This is a genomic window from Actinosynnema sp. ALI-1.44 (assembly GCF_001984155.1).
Classification (GTDB): domain Bacteria; phylum Actinomycetota; class Actinomycetes; order Mycobacteriales; family Pseudonocardiaceae; genus Kibdelosporangium.
The window spans coordinates 1-20,260 of the sequence record NZ_MTQO01000015.1 but is presented as its reverse complement, the minus strand read 5'-3'; the positions used below and the strand labels follow the sequence as shown (position 1 = coordinate 20,260).

The window sequence follows — 20,260 nt, the reverse complement described above, 5'->3', positions numbered from 1 at the left end:
GCGGTTTCCAGCCAGGGGTTCGGTTTCCGGCGCTGGGTGCACTGTGTTGGTTACGTACCAGCCCGTTGTGTGTTGATTCAGAGTCCCTGACAGAAGATTTTGACGTGTCGGTAGCAGATAACGCATGGGCCAGACCGAGAAACGCCTCGCGGGTGTCGGCTCGGCGATCACGTGGTGCTGGAGCCTGGCCGGGCGCGATCGACTGGACTCGGCTCATGATCAACGACCATGAGCCTTCAGGCACCACAACTGATCAACTTGTCAGGAACTCTTAGGGAGATCCGAACGACAACATAGGCCACAAAGCACACCAGGAAGCCGAAGACGACCACGTCTTCGGCTTCCTCCCATGGTGGAGAGTCGATGTCGAAGAGCGCGTCAGCGAGGTTTCCGATCAGTGCGAAACCCAGCAGCACCAGACCAACTACGCCCACCTTGCTCTTCGTTACTCGCTCCGCACCCCCAACGTTCAAGTAAGTCAACAACATCAGGATGAACGCCACAGCGCTGATCTGGTACACGGCAAGCAACCAATCCGGTCGCCAGCCGACGAGCCGGAGCAGGAACCCAGTCGACACAAGCACGAACAGGGCCAGGACGACTCGCTCCAGGCCAGCCAACCACCGGTTGTCCCACATGTGTTCGGATACCCGGTGATGACCAGAGATCGCGCGGTCAGGAGACTGCGATGTAGCCGAGAACGAATCCGAGAATCGTGCCGACCACGCCTGCCGCTATCGCCCACTTCCCGAGTGCTTTGTCGCCCATGGCGGTGGCGACGATTCCCAGGATGATGGCGCCGGGCCCGAAGATGATCGGGAAGAAGAGGATCGCGATGGCCGCGAGGACGAACGCGACGATCGCGCACACTCTCGCGCTGGTGACGGTGGGGCGTGATCCGGTTGCGTCGGTCATTGATCCTCCCAGTTGGTTCGCTTCCCGAAGTGGATACCCGCCAGGTGAGACGGTGAATCACCCTCCTGCCACCTGATCGGTGCACGTACTCCTCAGCCGCGGTTTTCGGTGCCGGTGTTGCTTGCTGTCGTTGTCCCTGTGGACGACGTAGGTGGTGTGGCACTGGACGAAGAGCTGCGCGGCGGTGTTGTGGTGCTTGGGGTGGGCCGCCCGGTTCCCGAAGGGGCCGGGGTGGTCGTGGTGGGGCGTGGGTTGGTCGTGGACGGTGACGGTGATGGTGATGACGACGGGGGAGTGGTGGAACTGGCTGGGGGTTTCGTGTGGTTTCGCAGTACACCGAGGATGTCGGCCTTGACTGCTTCCAGAGTCGCCTGGATCTGTTGGATCGTCATGTGCTGGATGTCCTGTGCCAGCCGGGGCAGGCGGGCCCAGATCTCCGCCAGTTCCGCTTTCGCCCGCGCGTCAAGGTCTTCTGGCAGTGTGACCACGAGCTGTGAGGCCAGGGCGACCGTCATGCACTGCTTGCAGGAGTAGTTGACAGCGACGGCGACGTTCTGCGGCACGACCACGTCGGCCTGGCCGACCGCCAGCACGACTTGGAAAGCGACCGCCACCGTGGTGCAGTTCTGGCAACTGGCCAGCGCGTAGGCCTCGTTGCGGCTGTCGACTGTGCCGTCGGTGACCCACACCAAGGCGAAGGACACGTCATACTGGATCGAACCGTCCTTGGTGTTCACGACGAGCGCCTGGTTGTCGTCTCGTCCGGGCGGCTCGGGTAGGTCGAACGGCAGGACCAGCGTCGGAGCGGCGGACGCCTTGTTCTTGGGTACCAGCACCATGGCCAGGGCCGGTCGCTGCTTGGTCGGCAGTTTCCTGGTGCTCGGCCACGCGGCGCGGGTTTCCTTCGGGTGCGTGGTCGCGGTTACTTGTGCTGCGGTGATCGCGGGCTGGTTGCCTGCTTGGGGCAGGGCGTCGAGCACGGTTCCGCGTTCGCCCGGGTCGATGGGCCGATACCGTTCGGGTTGTGGCCACCACGCCCAAAGCAGAACGACGGCGACAGCGGCAGCGGCTACCGCGGCGACGGCGCGCCGGACAGGCTTGCCGGCCGTGGCACGCCACACCCGGGCCACCGCGCTCTTGGCCAGTCGAACCAGCAGCAGAACCATTCCCAGCACAGGCAGCACGATGGCCACAATGGACAAGGCGTGGACCAGTACCGCTGCCACCTCGCCCCGGTCGAGCCCGGTCGTCGCGGACCGCCACTGGTTCCCGATCGAGTGCCACGCGGTCCCGAGGATGCGCGGCAGCGCCATCACGACCAGCACCATGCTGGTCAACAGCAGCGGAACGACGACAACGACCCAGATCGTGACCACCGCACGGGCCCACGGTTTGAGCACAGTGGACTCCGGCGAACCCCAGCGGTGCGGCAGGAGCCCCAGCAGAGTCGGCTTGATGCGCTGGAACAGGTCGGGAACGCCGACAAGGTCGGCGAGCACGTGGTAACCGTCGAACCGGACCAACGGGGTCAGTTGCCTTACCATCTGCAGGATCTGGGTCGCGATCACCAGCAGCAGAGCGTCCCAGCCGGACAGCCACCAGATGCCGTACACGGCAACGGCGACGATCGCGTTGAAGTACAGGCCGCCGAGGTCGGTCCGCAGCCGCCCGCCCCGGCCGAGCCGGTAGCTGTCGGTGACGTCGGTGTAGAACGCGGGCCACATCAGGTACAGGCCGAAGCCCATCGCGCCGGGAGTCGCTCCGCCGTACCGGGCCGCAGCCGCGTGCCCGAACTCGTGGAACCCCGCGGAAACTACGGTGACCGCGAACACCAACAGCAGCAGCCCCGGTTGCTGGAACGCCTGGTGCGCCGCGCCGGCCAAGCCCTTGTCGAACAGGACCCAGAAGGAGATCACCGCGAACGCCAGCACGACCGCCGTCACCACCAGCGGGTGGAACAGCCTGGCGAACGGGGTGGTGATCCGCCTGGTCACCTCGGGTTTGCTGATGACACGGCGCAGGCGCAACCCCAGCAGCGGATTGCTCTTGGCAGAGCGCGGTTGCGTGCCGTCGGCCGACTGCAGCACGCCCAGCGGCTCCAGCTTGTGCTCGATCAGCTGGCGGATGTTCGCGGCGGTGACACCGCGGCTGATCGCGGTGCTGACCTTGCGTGCGATCTCCTCGTGGTCCGAGTGGCCGTCGACGGCCGCCAGAACCTGGTACAGCAACGGCGTCAGCTGGATCACCTGGCCATCGCCGCGCCGCACGAGGGCAGGTGGGCGCCGGTAGCCGGAACCGCGCAGTTCCCCGATCAGTTCCACGTTCTGGGCGCGCTGCGGAACAGCGACAGCGGGGCGAGACGCCGGTATGGCGCCCCGCCCGTGGCCCGATGTGACGCTCATCAGGCCCCTTTACTGGTCGATGCCGGATTTCTGGGTGGCGTTGGCCTCGGCGGTGGCGTCGATGTCCTGGGTGATGATCGCGTCCTGCTGCGCGACCGCGGTGGCCTCCGACCCGGTTGAACCGATGTTCGCGGCCACGGCGGCGTCGATCGGCGCGGCCACGTTGGCGTTCGCCGCGACAGCACCGTTGATCGGCGCGGTCAGGTCAAGGTCGGCGGCCAGGTTCACGTCGACGTTGAGCAGACCACCGTCAAGCGCTCCCGCCGCGTCCGTCGGCACCGGCTGAACCGGTTGCGGCGCCGGCTGCTGCGGTGCGGGCGACTGTCCCTGGTCGATGGCGCTGTTCTGGTCGGCGTTCGCGACCGCCTCGCCGGTGATTCCCTGATCGATGCGGACGCCCTGGTCGGCCAACGCCTGCGCGGTGGAGTCGGTGGAGAGCACGTTCGCCCCGACGGCCGCGTCGATCGGCGCCGCGACGTTGGCGTTCGCCGCCACCGCCAGATCGACCGGTGCTGCCAGGTCGAGTCCGAGGTCCAGATCGACGTTGAGATCGAGCAGTGAGTACACCTCCTTGTCCGGCAACGCGATCGCGCCCTCGGCGGCGAGCTCGTCCATCGACAGCGGCGGCAAGTTCGTTTCGCTCATCGGTCACTCCATCCGTAGGCCTCGATGGAACCGACTTTTCCCATGCCCGACCGGAGCGAAACGGACCGAGCGCCGCTTTGGTCTACACCATACGTAATGATTGGGCCATTCGGACCAATGTGTGCCATCCCGTGTCGTAGATCGCGGCGCCTCTTGCAGATCCTTGTCCTGACGCCCGAAGGCAAGCGGCGATGGCAGCTCAGCTCGGCGCATCCGCGTGGATGGTCAACACCGCCGCCAGTTCGCCCAGCGCCGCGGGCAGCGGCCAGTAGTACACCCAGGTGCCGCGTCGCTCGCAGTCCACGAGTCCACATCGGAATACCGCGGGCCGCTGCGCGCGGCCGGGTTGACCGACATCGACATCACCCGCACCGGCGAGGCTGTCCAGGACATGTACTCGGCCGTCATCCGTGCGACCAAACCAGTAGGCCGATAGCCGACCGCCGCGCAGGCACGTCAGTCGCAGTGCTCGAACGGGCTGGTGTACGCACTGCTGCCGACCGAGCCGCCCCACTTCACGCACACGCCCGGCGCGGCCTTGCGGACGGGACCGGCGTAGTAGTCGAAGCTGCCCTGATCGGTCGTCCTGGCGCCGCCCTGCGGCTCCAGGAACGCCGACACCGGCGACGGTGTGCCGAGGCTGGTGGACTTGAGCGTCACGACGCAGTTGTTGCTGTTGCCCGAGTTGTAGAGCAGGTGGACGCTGCCACCGGTGACGGTGGCCGAGTCGATGACGCTGTAGCCGCTGCCGCAGACTTCTTGGGCCGAATACGGGTTGCCACCGCAGTTGTTGGTGCTTTTGACGGCCTTCTTCTGGCCAAGGGAAACCGTCACCCCTTCGACCGTGGGGCTGGTGTCGATGGCGCCGCCCGAGGTGATCTGCTCGTAGTGCAGGTGCGGGGCGTAGTCGCCCCCGGTTCCGCCGACTGTGCCGATCGCGGTGCCCTGGCTCACGGACAGCGACGCGCCCGGGGCTCGCACCATGGTGGCGAGGTGCGCGTACCGGGTCTTGGTGCCGTCGCCATGGGTCACGATCACGTAGTTCCCGTACGCCAGGATGCCGACGTCACCGGTCGCCGCGAGAGTCGAATAGAACCGCGCGGTACCGCTCGCGGTGGCGCGCACCGTCTCGCCGCCGATCGCGTCGCTGCCGTAGCTCTGCCAGTCGATCGAACCCGACGGGCTGTGGCCGGGTGACCAGTTGTTGGCGTAGAAGGTCTTGCCGCAGTTGAACGGGCTCTTGTGCGTCGCCAGGATGCCGACGTCGGCTTTGGTCCGCGCCTGTGCAGCACCTGCGCCCACGCCAACCGTGACTACTGCGGCGGCAGTCGCCACCAGCCCCTTCTTGAACCAGGTCCTCGCCAGTGTCATCGCGTGCCTGCCTCTCGTGCTCGACCGTCGCTGGGAGTGCGCGGACATGCTGGCAAAGTGGGTTACAAGATGCCTACAAAGCATTCTGTGGGTCTTGTCGAGTTCGCCTTTAGATGCTCGCCGGTGCACTTTGGTAGGGGATCGATTCGCGGGTCGCGGTGATCTAACAAATGCCCCGTGTCCGTGGTCGGCCATGTTGACGGCGCTGAATGGCCTGCGTACGGTCGACAACATTCTGCGGGGAATAGTGAAACACTCGGGGGTATTATTTTATGCTCACATACGAGGCTTCAGTCCTGTCCCACTTACTCGATCGCGCCGCGGACATGAATGCGGCCGACGGAATCTCTTTTATCACCGAAGCGGAGTGCGACACCATCACCTACGCCGACCTGCGGACCGAGGCCAGGCAGGTCCTCGGTGGACTGTCCGAGATCGGTGTGCGCCCCGGCGACCGTGTGATGCTGCTGCTGGAGGACCCGCGCAACTTCGTCCGGTCCTTCTGGGGGTGCGTGCTCGGTGGCCTGGTGCCGTGCCCGATGACCCCGCCGCGTTCCGACGTCGACCAGTGGGCTGACCACCTCGGCCACGTCGCCCGGCTGCTGGGCAGTTCGCTGCTGATCACCACGAGGCACCTGCGCCGGACTCTGCCCGGCGTGCGGGAGGCACAGGTCTGCTGCGTCGAGGACCTGCTGGCCTTCCCGGCGGGGACAAGCGACTTCGAGCCCACGCGCGACGACCTGGCGCTGCTCATGCTGACCTCCGGCTCCACCGGCACTCCGAAGGCGGTGGCGCTGACCCACGGCAACCTGCTCGCGTCCATGTCGGCGAAGGGCGAGCGGCTGGCGGTGGCTTCGTCGGACGTGGGCATGAACTGGATCGCGTTCGACCACATCTCGGCGATCGAGTCCCACCTGCTGCCGCTGCGGGCGGGCGCGGCTCAGATCCAGGTGGAGCCGAAGCTCGTGCTGAGCGATCCGTCGCGGTTCCTCCAGGTGATCGACGCCAACCGGGTCACGATGACCTTCGCCCCGAACTTCCTCTTCGGACAGATCAACAGAACGCCGCTGGACCGCACACTGGATCTGTCCACGGTGCGCCACATCATCTCCGGCGGTGAGGCCACTGTTCGCGCGACCGCCACGGAGTTCCTCGACCGGCTCGCGCCGTTGGGACTTGCCCGCACGTCGATCGTCCCGGCGTTCGGCATGACCGAGACCAGCGCGGGCAGCGTCTTCTCCCTCGAGTTCCCCGACGTGGACGCGGGCAGCGAGTTCGCGTCCCTCGGCTCACCGGTCGACGGGCTGGAGATGCGGATCACCGACGACGACAAGCCGTTGTCCGACGGGGAGGTCGGCGAACTGCAGGTCCGCGGTCCCATGGTCTTCGGGGGCTACTTCAACGACAGCGCGGCCACCGCCGCCGCGTTCACCGCCGACGGGTGGTTCCGCACCGGTGACACGGGCCTGATCCGCGACGGCAGGCTGACCCTGACCGGGCGCAGCAAGGACAGCATCATCGTCAACGGCGTCAACTACTTCAGCCACGACCTGGAGACGGTGCTGGAGCGGCTCGACGACGTCGAAGGGTCCTACGTCGCGGCTTTTCCCACGCGGTCGCCCGGTGAGGACACCGAGCGGCTGGTCGTCGCGTTCTGCCCCAGTGGCGCTCCGGACGAGACGAGCCTGTACCGCCTCATCTGCGCTGTGCGCGACAGCGTGGTCCTGCACTGGGGTTTCCGGCCTGCCCTCATCCTGCCGCTGGCCAAGACCGATCTGCCCAAGACGAGCCTGGGCAAGATCCAGCGTTCCCGGATCCGCGCGCGACTGGAGGCAGGCGAGTTCGACCCGGTCATCGGCTCGGTCGCCGAGTTGAGCAGGCGCCAGCTCGGCGAGTACGTCGCACCGGTCGACGACGCGGAGCGGGTCCTCACCGAGATCTACGCCACCATGTTCGACATACCGGTCGAGTCCGTCGGGACGAACACCAACTTCTTCGACCTGGGTGCCACCTCACTGGATGTCCTGCGGCTCAAGCACCACGTCGAGAGCCGGTTCGACGTGTCCGACTTCCCGGTCGTGCAGTTGTTGAGGGCACCGACGATCCACGAGCAGGCGCGGTTGCTGCGAGGCGACACCGGCAGTCCCGGCGCCTACCACCCACTGGTGACACTCCAGCACAGTGGCGAGGGAACGCCGCTGTTCTGCGTGCACCCAGGGGTGGGTGAGGTGCTGGTGTTCGTCAACCTGGCCAAGTTCTTCGTCAAGGAGCGGCCGTTCCACGCGTTACGCGCACGCGGTTTCGGCGCGGACGAGCCGTACTTCAGCAGCTTCGACGAGATGGTCCAGAGTTACGTGTCCGCGATCCGCGCGGAGCAGCCGACCGGCCCCTATGCCGTCGCGGGCTACTCCTACGGCGGCGCGGTGGCGTTCGAGATCGCCAAGGCGCTCGAGGCGTTGGGGGAGCGCGTCGACTTCGTCGGCGTCTTCAACCTGCCGCCGCACATCAAGGACCGGATGGACGAGCTCGACTTCACCGAGGGCGCGGTCAACCTGGCGTTCTTCCTGTCGTTGATCACCCGCGAACAGGCGGCGCAGCTGCCGAGGCAACTGCGGAAGTCGTTGCCGGGCCGGATGTTGCAGCTGGAGTACATCCTGGGGCTGGCCCCGGCGGAACGGCTCGCCGAGCTCGATCTGGATCTGGCGAAGTTCGCCTCCTGGGTGGAGCTGGCGCAGTCGATGGTGGACCTCGGGCGCACCTACACCCCGAGCGGGACCGTGCGATCCCTCACCGTCTTCTACGCGATCCCGTTGCGTGGCACCAAAGAGGAGTGGCTGCGCACGCAGTTGCGGCAGTGGGACGACTTCTCGCGAGAGCCCAACAGGTACGTCGACGTGCCGGGGGAGCACTACACCCTGATGGGATCCGAGCACGTGCCCGCGTTCCAGGCGATCCTGCGCCGCGAGCTGGACCTGGCGTTGTCCGGACGTGACCGATGACGCTGACCGGCAAGAAGATCCTGATCACGGGTGCCACCGGCCAGGTCGCCCGGCCGGTGGCGGCGGCGCTCGCCCAGGACAACGAGGTCTGGTGCCTCGGTCGGTTCACCGACCCGGACGTCGAACGACAGCTCGTCGAGGGCAATGCGCGAACCTGGCGCTGGGACATGGCCACCGACGGCCTCGACGGGGTGCCCGACGACTTCACCCACGTCCTGCACGCCGCGATGCACCGGGGCGACGGCACCGACTTCGACGCCACCGTGGAGATCAACTCGGTCGCGGCCGGGCGTCTGATGACGCGGTGCCAGTCGGCGGAGGCGTTCCTGTACCTGTCGTCCGGCGCTGTCTACGAGCGGCAGGAACGGGACCACAAGCACCGTGAGACGGACGCGCTCGGCACCCGGCTGCCGTGGCTGCCGACCTACCCGGTCGGCAAGATGGCCACCGAGGGCGTGGTCCGGGCCTATGCCGCCACCCTCGGGCTGCCGACGACGATCGCCCGGCTGAACGTCGCCTACGGCCCGCACGGGCACGGTGGCATGCCGATGCTGCTCTTCCGGCGGATGCTCGCCGGTGCGGCGATCGACATCCCGGAGGAGGGCCACAACTGGTGCAACCCCATCCACACCGACGACATCGTTCGGCAGGTGCCGTTGCTGTGGCAGGCGGCGACAGTGCCCGCACGGGTGGTCAACTGGGCGGGCGACGACCAGGTGAGCATCCGGGAGTTGCTGACCCACCTCGCCGACCTCGCCGGGGTGCCCGCGCGGTTTCGCCCCAGCGCGGTCACCAGGGACACGCACGCCTTCGACAACACGCTGCGCGCCCGGCTCGTCGGACCGTGCGAGGTGGACTGGCGTGACGGCCTGCGCCGCACCCTGGCCTGCCATTTCCCGGACCTGGTGGCCGTGTCCGCGACGAGGGAGGACTGACTGTGGGCACCACGACCGAGATCATCAAGGCCTCCTACGCCGCCTTCGCCCGCGGCGACATCGACACGGCCCTCGCGTGTTTCGCACCCGACATCGAGTGGACACACCCGGACGGCATGGCGGACATGGGACTCGGCGGCACCAAGAAGGGACACGACGAGGTCCGCGCGTTCATGGCACGAGCCCGGACAGTGTTCAGCGAGATCCGTTCCGAGACAACGGAATTCCTGGAAGCGGGCGAACGGGTCGTGGTACTCGGCACCCATCACATGCGTGGCCGGGCGAGCGGCGTCGCGGGCGCTGTGCCGTTCGTGCACACCTGGTTGTTCGTCGACGGGGTGGCCACCCACTTCACGGATGTGCACGACACCGCCGAGGTCCGGCGCATCGTGCAGGGCAGTCAACCGGTGGCGGACTGGCGCGCCCACATCGTCCAGGTCGGCCTCGGGTTCTGGCCTGCCAGGGTGTTGCAGGCAGCGGCCGAACTCGGCGTGTTCACCGAACTGGCGGTGGCCCCGGGGAACACGGCGGACCTGAGTGCCCGGCTTGGCCTGCATCCACGCGGGGCGCGGGACTTCCTGGACACACTGGTCTCCTTGGGGCTGCTCGACCGCGTGGGCGGGCAGTACCGCAACACCGCCGCCGCGGCCACCTTCCTCGACCGTGCCCGGCCCGACATGTACTTGGGCGGGATCCTGGAGTTGGCGAGTGAGCTGTGGTACCCGAGTTGGGGCCGTCTCACGACAGCACTGCGTACCGGTGAGCCGCAGAACAACATCGGCACGGGCGACGGCGACCCGTTCGACGTGCTCTACGCCGATCCGGACCGGGCGCGCAGGTTCCAGCGAGCCATGTCGGCGGGGGCGGCGGGCAGTGCTGCCGCGCTGCCGGACCACCTGCCCTGGGCGCGGGTCGCGACCGTGACCGACGTCGGCTGCTCGGAAGGAGCGGTGTTGGCGCACCTGCTCACGCGGCACCCGCACCTGACCGGCATCGGTTTCGACCTGCCGCCGGTGCGGGCGGGCTTCGACGAGACCGTGCGGCAGTTCGACCTGACCGGTCGGATGTCGTTCGTACCAGGCGACTTCTTCGCCGATCCGCTGCCGGGCGCCGACGTGGTCGTGCTCGGGCACGTTCTGCACGACTGGGACGCGGAGGCGAAGCGCATGCTGCTGCGCAACGCCTACGCGGCGCTCCCTGCGGACGGGCTGGTCGTCGTCTACGACACGTTGATCGACAACGACCGCCGGGAGCGCACGGAGGCATTGCTGATGAGCCTGCACATGTTGCTGGAGAGCCCAGGCGGGTTCGACTACACCGAGGACGACTGCCTGACCTGGCTGGCGGAAGCGGGTTTCGTCGACGGCCGCGTCACGCATCTGGCCGGCCCGGACTACCTGGTGACCGGCCGCAAGCCGTCGTTGGGCGGCTGAGCCATGACACCGGCACCGATGCGTGTGCTCGTGGCGGGACTGGCCAACTACGGCCACATCTACCCGCTGCTGCCGTTCGCCGTCGCCTGCCGTGCCGCCGGGCACGACGTGTCCTTCGCCGTCGGCGAGGAGTTGCTGCCCGTGATCCGGTCCGCGGGATTCGACGGGCATCCGGTCGGCGCGTCCGTGGACTGGGGCATGCGGGAGGCCGTGCGCGTGGAGCCCGAGCTGGCCGAGTCGGGTGAGTTGACGATCGCGCCCGTGGCGACCGAGATCCTGGCCGGGCGCGTGGTGCGGGAGCTGCTCCCGGTGCTGGAACGGGCGAAACCGGATCTGGTGGTGCACGAGCCGTACTGCCCAGGAGCCGGGCTCGCCGCTCGACTGGCAGGCATCCCGGTCGTCTCGCACATCCAGGGCCGGTCACTGCCTGCGCGGATGCACGACGCGGTCGCGGGCGGTCTTGACGCGGTGTGGCGGGAGAACGGTGGCACCGCGAGCGCGCCGGACTGGCGTGCGCAGACCTTTCTCGACTTCTGGCCACAGAGCCTGCACCCGGACCCACCGATCGTCGAGCTGGCCAACCGGTACCCGATCCGGCCGGTGGCGTGGAGCGCGCGAGGCGACCGGATGCCTGACTGGGTCGCCGGGCCCCGGGCCAGGCCGTTGGTCTACGTCGTGTTCAGCACTGTCTTCGGCCTCGACGACGCCGCGTTCGCCGCGGTGGTGCGTGGCGCCGGGGAACTGGACGCGGACGTGCTGGTGGCGGTCGGCCCGCGACAGGACCCGGAGGTCCTGCGGCAGCTGCCGGACAACGTCTCTGTCGAACGTTTCGTGGCGCAGTCGGCGGTGCTGCCCCATGCCGATGTGGTCGTTTCCCACGGCGGCAGCGGGGTTTTCCTCGGGGCGTTGGAGCACGGGCTGCCCCAGCTGATCATCCCGTGCGCGGCCGACCAGTTCTCGAACGCCGACGACCTGGTCAGAGTTGGTGCCGGGCTGCGGATGCTGCCGGACGACATGACGACCGGAGACGTCACGGATGCCATCGCCGCGTTGACGCACGCGTCCGCCTACCGGCAGGCCGCGCGCTCGATCAGCCGGGAGATCGCGGCCATGCCGGAGCCCGCCGAACTGGTGCCGGTGCTGACCGGGCTGGCCAGGCCCGGTCTGGCCGAGGCGGCCCGGTGGTGACCGCGTCAGGGATTCGTGGTCGCCGGCTTGGTGTGGTCGTAGTGGCGCCGGGCCGTGTCGATCTCATCCACGTGCTCGACGCTCCAGGTGAGCAGCGCGCGCATGGTGTCCAGGAGCGACTCGCCCATCGGCGTCAGGGCGTAGTCGACGCGAGCCGGGTAGCCGGGGTGGACGGTGCGCTCGACCAAACCGTCCCGTTCCAGCCCGCGCAAGGTCACGGTGAGCATCCGCTGGGTGATGACGTGGATGTTGCGTTTCAGCTCGCTGAACCGGAGTGTGCGCTCGCCGAGCATCGTGATGACGTACACCGACCACTTGTCCCCGACCCGGTCGAGGACGTCCCGCGCCCGGCAATAGGGGGTCAGGACTTCCGCTGCCCGCTCGACCGCCGCCTCAGTCATGGTTCCCTCCGTGACACCAACACACATGAATGTGCCTGCTTGTCCGACCGAACCACCGCTCGGATACTTGCCCTGCGTGGTTCCTGTCAGGAACCACGATCTCACACCACCACCCGTCCAGGCATACAGGAGGAAACGCGCGTGGAAACGTCTGATACCGCAACAGTTCCCGGCTACACGGCCGGCACATGGGTCGCTGACACGATTCACTCCGAGGTCGGTTTCAGCGTCCGGCACATGATGGTCAGCAACGTCCGCGGCCGGTTCACCGACTTCGATGCCACGATCACGCTGGCCCCTGACCCGCTCGACTCCACCGCGACGGCCGCGATCCGCCTGGAGTCCATCGAGACCGGCAACCCCAAGCGGGACGACGACCTCCGGTCCGGCGGTTTCCTCGACGTCAAGAACCACCCGGAGATGACGTTCAGCTCGACCGGGGTCCGAGCCGGGGACGGCGTGTTCTTCCTCGACGGCGACCTCACGATCCACGACGTCACCAAGGCGGTCACGCTGCAGGTCGAGGCGCACGGCTTCGGCCCCGACCCGTACGGCTTCACCCGCGCGGGTTTCACGGCGACGACCCAGATCAACCGGAGCGATTTCGGGATCACCGGAAACATGCTGATCGAAGGCGGCGGAGTGGTCATCGCCGACACGGTGAAGATCCAGATCGAGCTCGAAGCCGTCCTGCAGAAGGACTGACGACATGACACTGGGGACAGACAACGACCTGGCAGCCGAGTTGGTGGCCATGGCGGGCAGGACGGATCACCCCGCGCCGGGGCCGGATCTGGATCCCGGCCGAGTCGCGGAGGCCGTGCTGGCCGAGGTGCTCGGGCGAGCGGCGCTGCTCGCCCGGCCACCGGCCCAGGTCGACATCCAGTTCGAGTTCGTCACGCCGGAGCGCACGCTGGGCTACGTCGTCTCGGTCGGCCCGCGGACCGACCTGGTGACGGGCTGGACCGAGGATCCGGCTGTGCGGATCCGGCAGGACCTGGCGGAGTCCGTCCGCCAGATCTACGGTCCCGCGGGCACTCCGGCCGACACGACGAGGCAGGTCACGGTCCGGTCTGAGCCGGGCCCCACCTCGGCGGCGCCCGACGACCCCGCCGCGTTGCGCTGGCAGGCGGCCAACATCGCCGCCGGTCAGCTCGTTCTGGCGTTCTCGGCGCACCAGCACGACCTCGCGACCCTGGCACTGAAGTTCGGCTCGGACAAATGGGGCGGGCATTGGTACACGCCGCACTACGAACGGCATTTCGGCCCGTATCGGGACCGTGCGGTGCGGGTGCTGGAGATCGGGATCGGTGGCTACCAGTCCGCTGCGCTGGGCGGCGCGTCCCTGCGAATGTGGAAGCACTTCTTCCGTCGCGGGTTGATCTACGGTCTCGACATCGCCGACAAGTCCGACCATGACGAACCGCGGGTCAGGACCATACGCGGGGACCAGTCGGACGTGAGTTTCCTGATCGGCCTGAACGACCGCTACGGGCCCTTCGACATCGTGATCGACGACGGCAGCCACCTGAGCGCACATGTGATCGCCTCGTTCACCACGCTCTTCCCGCTGCTGAGGCATGGTGGTCTGTATGTGATCGAAGACCTGGAGACGTCCTACTGGCCCACGTGGAACGGCGGCCGGACAAGCCTGAACGACACCACGACATCAGTCGGGTTTCTCAAGACATTGGTCGACGGGCTGCACCATCAGGAAATTACTGAACCTGACCTGACCGAGTTCGGGCGTGACGTGACCGGGGTGCACTTCTACCACAACATGGCGGTACTGGAGAAAGGCGCGAACCGCGACCAGGCCGCGCCTGCGTGGATTCGTGGGGACTGAGCACCCGCTCACGCGGAGCCAAGCACCTCGAGTAACGAGTTCTCCTCGTTGTCGAGATGCGCCTCCAGGTCGTCGCCGAGTTCGGTGAGCTCCTTCGCCATCACCGCGATCGACGAGGGATCACGGGCCAGGCTGGTGACGGTGTTCTCCAACCTGGACACCAGCTCGGCGATCCGGCGGTGCTCGGACTCGAGCCTGTCGACGATGGGCCCGGCGGCGGGGGACAGCTGCCGCAGTTGCGGGAACATCTGCCCGTCCTCGACGGAATGGTGGGACCGGAGCGCGTCGCAGAACTGCATGCAGTTCAGCCGCAGATCGCGAAGGCGCATATCGCGCGGAAACGCGCTGATACCCGAGCCCGTGGGCAATTTCGCCATCTCCTCGCGCAACCTGGTCAACTCGCGCCGGTATATCTTGTGAACCTCCACCAGATGCAGGTAAAGGGCGTGGCTACGAGGATCGCCGTGCTCGGACGAATTCATTCGCCAAGTGTAGCCGTCAACCGCTGTGATCCGGCCCGGCTCGGACAAGATCCATGCGCACCAACACCCGTTGCTCCTGACGCATCATGGTGCGGTATTCATCCCAGTCCGGGTGCTCACCGGAGATGCGGCGATAGTAATCCTCCAGCCCGCCGAGCGCGTCGGGAAGCGCCACCACGTCGGCCGTTCCGTCAAGCCGTATCCACTGGCCGAAGAAGTTGTCCGGCAGAACGCACAACGAGACCCGAGGATCACGGCGGATATTGCGAACCTTGTAGGCCGTCGCCCTGGTGCTGACAATGACGAAGCCCGCGTCGTCCACCGTCGCGACCACCGGTGACATCTGCGGCATGCCGTCTTTGCGCATCGTAGCCATAACGGCGTGATGCTGCGTTCGCAGAATGTGCCGGGCCGTATCGAAATCCATGTACCCATTATGGTCTCCCGGCGGACGTGATGTCATGGCCGGTTCCGATGAAAGCGCAGGTTTGCTGGTCCTGCTCGTTCCAGGCGAGCACGAGACGGCTGGGTGGTGCGTCGATCACCGGGACGCACACCACGCCCGCCCGCATCGGTTCGATGAGTGACCGGGGAGCACGCCGATCATCCGGCCCACCTTGACCATGTCGACCAGATGTCGACTTGGCGCGCGGTGGGCTGGTGGGCGTAGGCCGCCAGGATCCCGGACAGCGGACCGGCGTCGCCACCGGGCTGGCGAAGGCGCGTTCGCCGCGCCCGGCCTGCACGAGGTGATCGACCGTTGGCAGTCGCGACACCCGTACAAGGTCGCCTGGGCGAACCACGCGCCGCTGTCATAAGCGCCTTCACGGCACGCGCGGACTGGTCACCGGCGCGGACAATGGGATCGGCTGCGCGACGGCGAAGGCTGGCCACGGCCCGGCAAGCTCAGCGGCTCACGGCGATCTCCCGTTCCACGCCGGTGAGCTTCTCGGGGTTGCGCACGTGGTAGGCGCCGGTGACGTGGCCGTTCTCGACCCGCACCGCCAGCACGCCGTCGATCTTGCCGTCCACGCGGATGAGCAACCCCGGGCCACCGTTGACCTGCACTGGCTCGACGGTCCTTTCCGCGTCGCGTTTCCACCAGCCGGCGGCCAGCAGGCGAGCCACCCTGTCCGCGCCGACGGCGGGCCGCAGCAGGGCATGTTTGACGCCGCCGCCGTCGGTGAGGGCGACCACGTCCGGTGCGAGGATGTCGAGCAGACCTTGCAGGTCGCCGGTCTCGACCGCTGACTGGAACGCCTGGAGTGCGGCTCGGTGCTCGGCCGGGGAGCCGCCGCCGCGTGGCCGCCGCTCGGCGACGTGGGTCCGGGCTCGATGGGCGATCTGGCGCACGGCAGCGGGGGTCTTGTCGACGGCGTGGGCGATCTCGTCGTAGTCGAGCGCGAACACCTCGCGCAGCACGAACACCGCTCGCTCGGTCGGCGCGAGCGTCTCCAGCACCAACAGCATCGCCATCGACACACTGTCGGCCAACTCCACGTCCTCGGCCACATCCGGCGCGGTCAGCAGGGGCTCGGGCAGCCACGGGCCGACGTAGGACTCCTTGCGCCTGCTGAGGGTGCGTAGCCGTTTGAGCGCCTGCCGACTGGTGATCCGGACCAGGAACGCGCGCGGGTCGAGCACCGCACCGATGTCGACGCCCACCCACCGCAGCCAGGTTTCCTGCAGGACGTCCTCGGCATCGGTGGCCGAACCGAGCATCTCGTAGGCCACGGTGAACAGCAGGTTCCGGTGGGCGACGAAGGCATCGGTGGCCGAGTCCGCCGGCTGCTCCGGCAGTTCGCTCATCGCCGGCTCCCGTCTGTTCGTTCGCGACCGTGTCATGTCCATTCGACCCCGGCCCGTACCGGTTTGTGACACCACCAGTCAGTGGTCTGCGCCACACGGCCGGACCTGTCACAGGGAACCGGGTGGCGGGATCTCTTGCTCGTGAAGGCACAACCCCACGACAAGGAAGTCCCAACCATGTCCACCCCCACGACCGGCCTGCGGTCGCGCATGCCCAACCCGGTCCCGTTCGTCCCCGAAATGGTGGGAATCGCCGGCCCCCTGCACAAGGTCCTCGAGAACGGCGCGGTGCCCCCGGTCACCATCAGCCTGCTGCAACTGCGCGCCGGGCAGTTGCTGGGCAGCACCTACTTCACCATCCGGGAAACCGGCAACCTCCGCAGGCTCGGCGAGTCGGAGGAACGCATCACCGCCGTGGCCACCTGGCAGGACGCGACCTACTTCACCGACGCCGAACGGGTCGCGCTGGAGCTCGTGGAAGCGGTCCTCACCCCGAACCCGGCCGGGGAGCGCGTCCCCGACGCGTTGCACGCCAAGGCGGCCGCGCTCTACGACGACAAGGCGCTCTGGACGCTCATCATGGCGATCGCCCACATCGGATTCTTCACGCCCGCCGCGCTCATCGCCAAGCCGGTCCCGGGCATGCCCCCGGGCCGGAACTACACCGACTGAGAAAGGTACAACCCATGAGTTCCACCAGGTTCGCGGTGGCCGGAGCGACCGGCCGACTCGGCCGTCACGTCGTCGAAGTCCTCGCCGAACGAGGACATGAGGTCGTGTCGATGTCCCGGGCCACCGGCGTGGACGTCATCACCGGTGAGGGCCTCGCCGAGACCCTCACCGGGGCCGAGGTCATCATCGACGTCGCCTCATGGCACAGCTCCGACCAGGAAGCGGCGACGGAGTTCTTCCGCACATCGGCCCGCAACCTGATGGAGGTGGGCCAGCAGGCGGGGGTCGCCCGCATCGTCGCGGCGTCCATCATCGGGGTCGACAACGCCACGGCCGGTTTCGTTGCCGCCAAGAAAGTACACGAGGAACTCCTCCTGTCCGGCCCGCTGCCCGTGCGGATCCTGCGGGCCGCGCAGTTCCACGAATTCGTCGGCCAGATCCTGGACTGGCAACAGGGCGACGTCGCCTACGTTCCGGCTCTGCCCACCCAACTCGTGGCCTGCCGCACCGTGGCCGAGGAGCTGGTCGACCTGGCCACCGACCCCGGCACGCCCGCTCCAGGAACACCGATCCCCGAGATCGCCGGGCCCCGCAAGGAAACCATGGCGGAGGCAGCCCAACTCCTCGGTGCCCGCCGAGGCATCAAGGTCGTCGGCGTCGACGGAGCGGGCATTCCCGACGCCGAGATCGCCCTCGACGGCGGATTCCTGCCCAGCCCGCACGCCAAGCTCGCCGGACCCACCTTCCAGGAGTGGCTCGACACCCAACCCTGAGCCGACACCGCCCTTGTTCTCGCCGCTGCCACGGCCGGGGGCGAGAACAAGGGCCTCCCACCGACGGGCGTGACGCCCAGTTCGAGGCAGCGATCATTCGAAGCAATCTCATGCGCGATGTGCCCGCCGAGACCGCGCGTGCTGCCGGTGATACTTCCGGGTGGGGCAACCTGCCGTTGCGGAGCCCCCCGGCTCTTTCGTGGGCCGCGTCAACCGTGTCGCTTGGCGACCGGCTCAGCAAGCCGATATCGCACCGGCACTGGACAGCTACCAAACCGACCGCACAGTTTCGATCGATCGTGGCTGGGTTCGTCTCAGCGGCCGAGCATCGTCATGGTGGCCTCCCTGCCTTCCCAGCACGTGACCAGCAGTCGGCCGCTCCCCGCGCTGAGCGGGGGTGGGTCCGTTGCGGGACTGGTTCCGCACGGCACCGGCTCGCTGCGCGTCACCACAGTCAGCGAGCCGAGGTCGACCCGGACCAGCTCGATGGTCCGCTTGTCGAGTCGGTGCACCCGGTACCACCCCGTGTCCGGCGTGACCTCGCCGCCGTTGCCGGTGCCCGGCAGGGCGGCGAGCGGGCCGAGCACCGCGCCGGTGTCACCGTTGAGCACGGTCGTGCCTGTCGGCGTCTCGACGACCACCCTGCGCGGCTTCGACGTCTCACCAGTGGACGGTCCGACGGCAGTGACCTGCGCACCCTCAGGCACCGGTGAAGTCCACAGTGGCCGATCCGGACCGAACGCGCGCAGCTCTCGTCCCACATTGACCACGAGCCGCCCGTCGGCCACCGACACGACCGGGCCGTCACAGTCCGGCTCGGTACAGGTGGTCGCCGCTTGCTCGACGGTGGGCAGTTCGAAGGTGGCCACTACGCGCTCCCGCGTCATCGAGAGCACCACAGGCCGCCCGCACCCGCGGCCGGACCGGACGAGATAGACACCGCCGCCGGGATCTTGACTGTCTGTTGTGGACGATCCGGCGAGCTGGTAGTGGCACTCGCCGTTCGGCGCCTGGTCCGCGGTGCGCACCTCGCCGGTGTCCAGGTCGACGCTCAGCAGCGTGGCGACGCCCTCGCCGCGTGCCGTGAGAAAACCGACCGGCTGGCTGCTCAGTTGGATCACCGTGCGGTCGTTGCGGACGGGAGAGTCGGACAGTATCCGGTACCTCGACTTCCCCGGCACGGGGGGAAGTGGGAACCGGCTTCTGATCTGCCCGGTGTCCAGGTCGAACAGAACCGCGACGTTGCTCACGACCGCCAGCAGTGTCTGCGTTCGTGCGTTGACGACCACGCCCATGAAACCTCCGGGGGAGGTGTTCTCGGTGGACCGGATCCGGTAGTGCCACCGCTCCCCGCCGGTCTTGGCGTCCAGCACGAACAGTCCGTAGTCGGTCCCCACGCCTGCCTCGAAGCCGTGCATCACCACCATGTCGGTGCCGGGCACCAGCGCGGCCTGGTCTCCGTACCGAACGTCGTCGCCCACCTGCCAGACCGGGGTGAGGTCTTGTGTCGGGCCTCGTGGCGGTTCCGGACGCGGGTCCGGCGCCTCGGCGGCCGTGGTGTGATCCTCGGAGTCGGTGAGGACGGCATCCGCGGTACGGCTGGCCCAGATGCCACCGCCGAGCCAGGCGACGCCGATCAGCACCGCTCCCGCGACCAGCAGTGCCACCAACCGGCGAGCCGCCCCCGGCTCACCGGTCGGCCACTTGTCCCAGTCCTCGCTCCGGTGACGCCGCGCGAGGACACTCGCCGCGATCGTCCCCAGTGTGCTCAGGACGAGCAGCAGGAACGTGGTGTAGTGACCGGTGCCAGGGAGATTCTCACCGAGCAACCGGTCGGCGGCCTCGACCGGCGGCGCCGGCGACCACAGCCCACGGCTGGCGTACCACGTGGCCACCCCGAGCAGCGCGGCCGACAACAGCCCCGTCGGGTGATAACCGCGGAACCCCGCGAGCACCCCGAACCCGAGCCCGGCGAACACCGCACACAACCAGCCGTCGCTGTCCCCGACCTGCGCCGCGCGCACCAGCAACAACACCATCGCGACCACGCCGAGCGGCACGAGCGGCGCGAACACACCGAAATTCGCCCGCGGATTTCTGACCGATCCCTCTGTCACAAATGCAGAGACGTTTGTCCGCGCCGACAAGTTCCCGGAACATTCCACTGCCGACGGCGCGAAAACTGCGGTATCCGGCCCGGCCGGACGGCACTCACCGGCTCAGCTGGAGAAATGTCCGCGCCACGTCCGCCTGCGCGCGAGACGGTGGTCTCGAGGATCCCAACGATAACCCCGTTCCGTTGCGGGCAACGGGGAAGCTCTTCGTGACGGCGCCTGGCCCGGGTCGTTCGAGGGGCGGCGGCGGTCGGGCTCGGAGTCCGAGCCCGACC

18 protein-coding genes are annotated in these 20,260 nt (G+C 67.9%); 8 read left to right on the top strand and 10 right to left on the bottom strand.

From position 1 onward, the window contains the following. Positions 1-236: 236 nt before the first annotated feature. The 5 genes from ALI144C_RS00270 to ALI144C_RS00250 all read right to left on the bottom strand — a co-directional run bounded on the left by ALI144C_RS00270 (position 237) and on the right by ALI144C_RS00250 (position 5,333). A complete protein-coding gene (locus ALI144C_RS00270; protein WP_143230288.1) occupies positions 237-620 on the bottom strand; it encodes a hypothetical protein in 384 nt (127 codons plus the stop codon). A gap of 55 nt (positions 621-675) precedes the next feature. Continuing rightward, positions 676-915: a hypothetical protein gene (locus ALI144C_RS00265; protein ID WP_076984940.1), complete on the bottom strand. Its 240-nt coding sequence runs from the start codon at positions 913-915 to the stop codon at positions 676-678. Between the two features lie 92 nt (positions 916-1,007). After that, positions 1,008-3,317 (bottom strand): M50 family metallopeptidase, encoded by a 2,310-nt coding sequence (locus ALI144C_RS00260; protein WP_076984939.1) that lies wholly within the window; start codon positions 3,315-3,317, stop codon positions 1,008-1,010. A 9-nt stretch (positions 3,318-3,326) separates the two neighbouring features. Then, a complete protein-coding gene (locus ALI144C_RS00255) occupies positions 3,327-3,962 on the bottom strand; it encodes a peptidoglycan-binding protein (protein ID WP_076984938.1) in 636 nt (211 codons plus the stop codon). Positions 3,963-4,418: 456 nt separating this feature from the next. Next, entirely contained in the window at positions 4,419-5,333 is a 915-nt protein-coding gene (locus ALI144C_RS00250; protein WP_076984937.1) for a M23 family metallopeptidase, read from the bottom strand. Between the two features lie 272 nt (positions 5,334-5,605). Here ALI144C_RS00250 and ALI144C_RS00245 point away from each other — a divergent pair, with 272 nt between their 5' ends. Genes ALI144C_RS00245 through ALI144C_RS00225 form a run of 4 tightly spaced genes read left to right on the top strand, consistent with a single transcriptional unit; the run spans position 5,606 to position 11,888 of the window. Further along, positions 5,606-8,332 (top strand): non-ribosomal peptide synthetase, encoded by a 2,727-nt coding sequence (locus ALI144C_RS00245; RefSeq protein WP_076984936.1) that lies wholly within the window; start codon positions 5,606-5,608, stop codon positions 8,330-8,332. Beyond that, positions 8,329-9,267 (top strand): NAD-dependent epimerase/dehydratase family protein, encoded by a 939-nt coding sequence (locus tag ALI144C_RS00240; protein WP_076984935.1) that lies wholly within the window; start codon positions 8,329-8,331, stop codon positions 9,265-9,267. The genes ALI144C_RS00245 and ALI144C_RS00240 overlap by 4 nt, the downstream gene beginning before the upstream one ends. Positions 9,268-9,269: 2 nt before the next feature. Beyond that, entirely contained in the window at positions 9,270-10,700 is a 1,431-nt protein-coding gene (locus ALI144C_RS00230; protein WP_202818804.1) for a methyltransferase, read from the top strand. An 18-nt stretch (positions 10,701-10,718) separates the two neighbouring features. Then, positions 10,719-11,888: a glycosyltransferase gene (locus tag ALI144C_RS00225; RefSeq protein ID WP_076984943.1), complete on the top strand. Its 1,170-nt coding sequence runs from the start codon at positions 10,719-10,721 to the stop codon at positions 11,886-11,888. A 5-nt stretch (positions 11,889-11,893) separates the two neighbouring features. Here the strand turns inward: ALI144C_RS00225 and ALI144C_RS00220 are convergent, their stop codons facing one another. Beyond that, positions 11,894-12,289 (bottom strand): winged helix-turn-helix transcriptional regulator, encoded by a 396-nt coding sequence (locus ALI144C_RS00220; protein ID WP_076984942.1) that lies wholly within the window; start codon positions 12,287-12,289, stop codon positions 11,894-11,896. A 141-nt stretch (positions 12,290-12,430) separates the two neighbouring features. Between ALI144C_RS00220 and ALI144C_RS00215 the strand changes: the two genes are divergently transcribed. Together ALI144C_RS00215 and ALI144C_RS00210 are read left to right on the top strand one after the other, a co-directional pair. Then, positions 12,431-12,994, top strand: a complete 564-nt coding sequence (locus tag ALI144C_RS00215) for a YceI family protein (protein WP_076984934.1) — start codon at positions 12,431-12,433, stop codon at positions 12,992-12,994. A gap of 4 nt (positions 12,995-12,998) precedes the next feature. Continuing rightward, positions 12,999-14,135, top strand: a complete 1,137-nt coding sequence (locus ALI144C_RS00210) for a class I SAM-dependent methyltransferase (RefSeq protein WP_076984933.1) — start codon at positions 12,999-13,001, stop codon at positions 14,133-14,135. Positions 14,136-14,143: 8 nt separating this feature from the next. Here ALI144C_RS00210 and ALI144C_RS00205 read toward each other — a convergent pair whose 3' ends face one another. From ALI144C_RS00205 to ALI144C_RS00190, 3 genes are all read right to left on the bottom strand, one after another. Continuing rightward, positions 14,144-14,617 (bottom strand): hemerythrin domain-containing protein, encoded by a 474-nt coding sequence (locus tag ALI144C_RS00205; RefSeq protein WP_076984932.1) that lies wholly within the window; start codon positions 14,615-14,617, stop codon positions 14,144-14,146. Positions 14,618-14,633: 16 nt separating this feature from the next. Continuing rightward, positions 14,634-15,044: a PPOX class F420-dependent oxidoreductase gene (locus tag ALI144C_RS00200; protein ID WP_076984931.1), complete on the bottom strand. Its 411-nt coding sequence runs from the start codon at positions 15,042-15,044 to the stop codon at positions 14,634-14,636. Between the two features lie 479 nt (positions 15,045-15,523). Then, complete coding sequence (locus ALI144C_RS00190; RefSeq protein WP_076984929.1) at positions 15,524-16,426, bottom strand: RNA polymerase sigma-70 factor; 903 nt, start codon at positions 16,424-16,426, stop codon at positions 15,524-15,526. A gap of 177 nt (positions 16,427-16,603) precedes the next feature. Between ALI144C_RS00190 and ALI144C_RS00185 the strand changes: the two genes are divergently transcribed. Both ALI144C_RS00185 and ALI144C_RS00180 read left to right on the top strand, forming a co-directional pair. After that, positions 16,604-17,098: a carboxymuconolactone decarboxylase family protein gene (locus ALI144C_RS00185; protein ID WP_076984928.1), complete on the top strand. Its 495-nt coding sequence runs from the start codon at positions 16,604-16,606 to the stop codon at positions 17,096-17,098. A 14-nt stretch (positions 17,099-17,112) separates the two neighbouring features. Next, positions 17,113-17,871, top strand: coding sequence for an SDR family oxidoreductase (locus ALI144C_RS00180; RefSeq protein WP_076984927.1), 759 nt, complete (start codon positions 17,113-17,115; stop codon positions 17,869-17,871). Positions 17,872-18,185: 314 nt separating this feature from the next. On the opposite strand, the gene ALI144C_RS00175 is transcribed toward ALI144C_RS00180, so the two are convergent. Beyond that, entirely contained in the window at positions 18,186-19,946 is a 1,761-nt protein-coding gene (locus tag ALI144C_RS00175) for a PQQ-binding-like beta-propeller repeat protein (RefSeq protein WP_076984926.1), read from the bottom strand. Positions 19,947-20,260 lie beyond the last annotated feature (314 nt).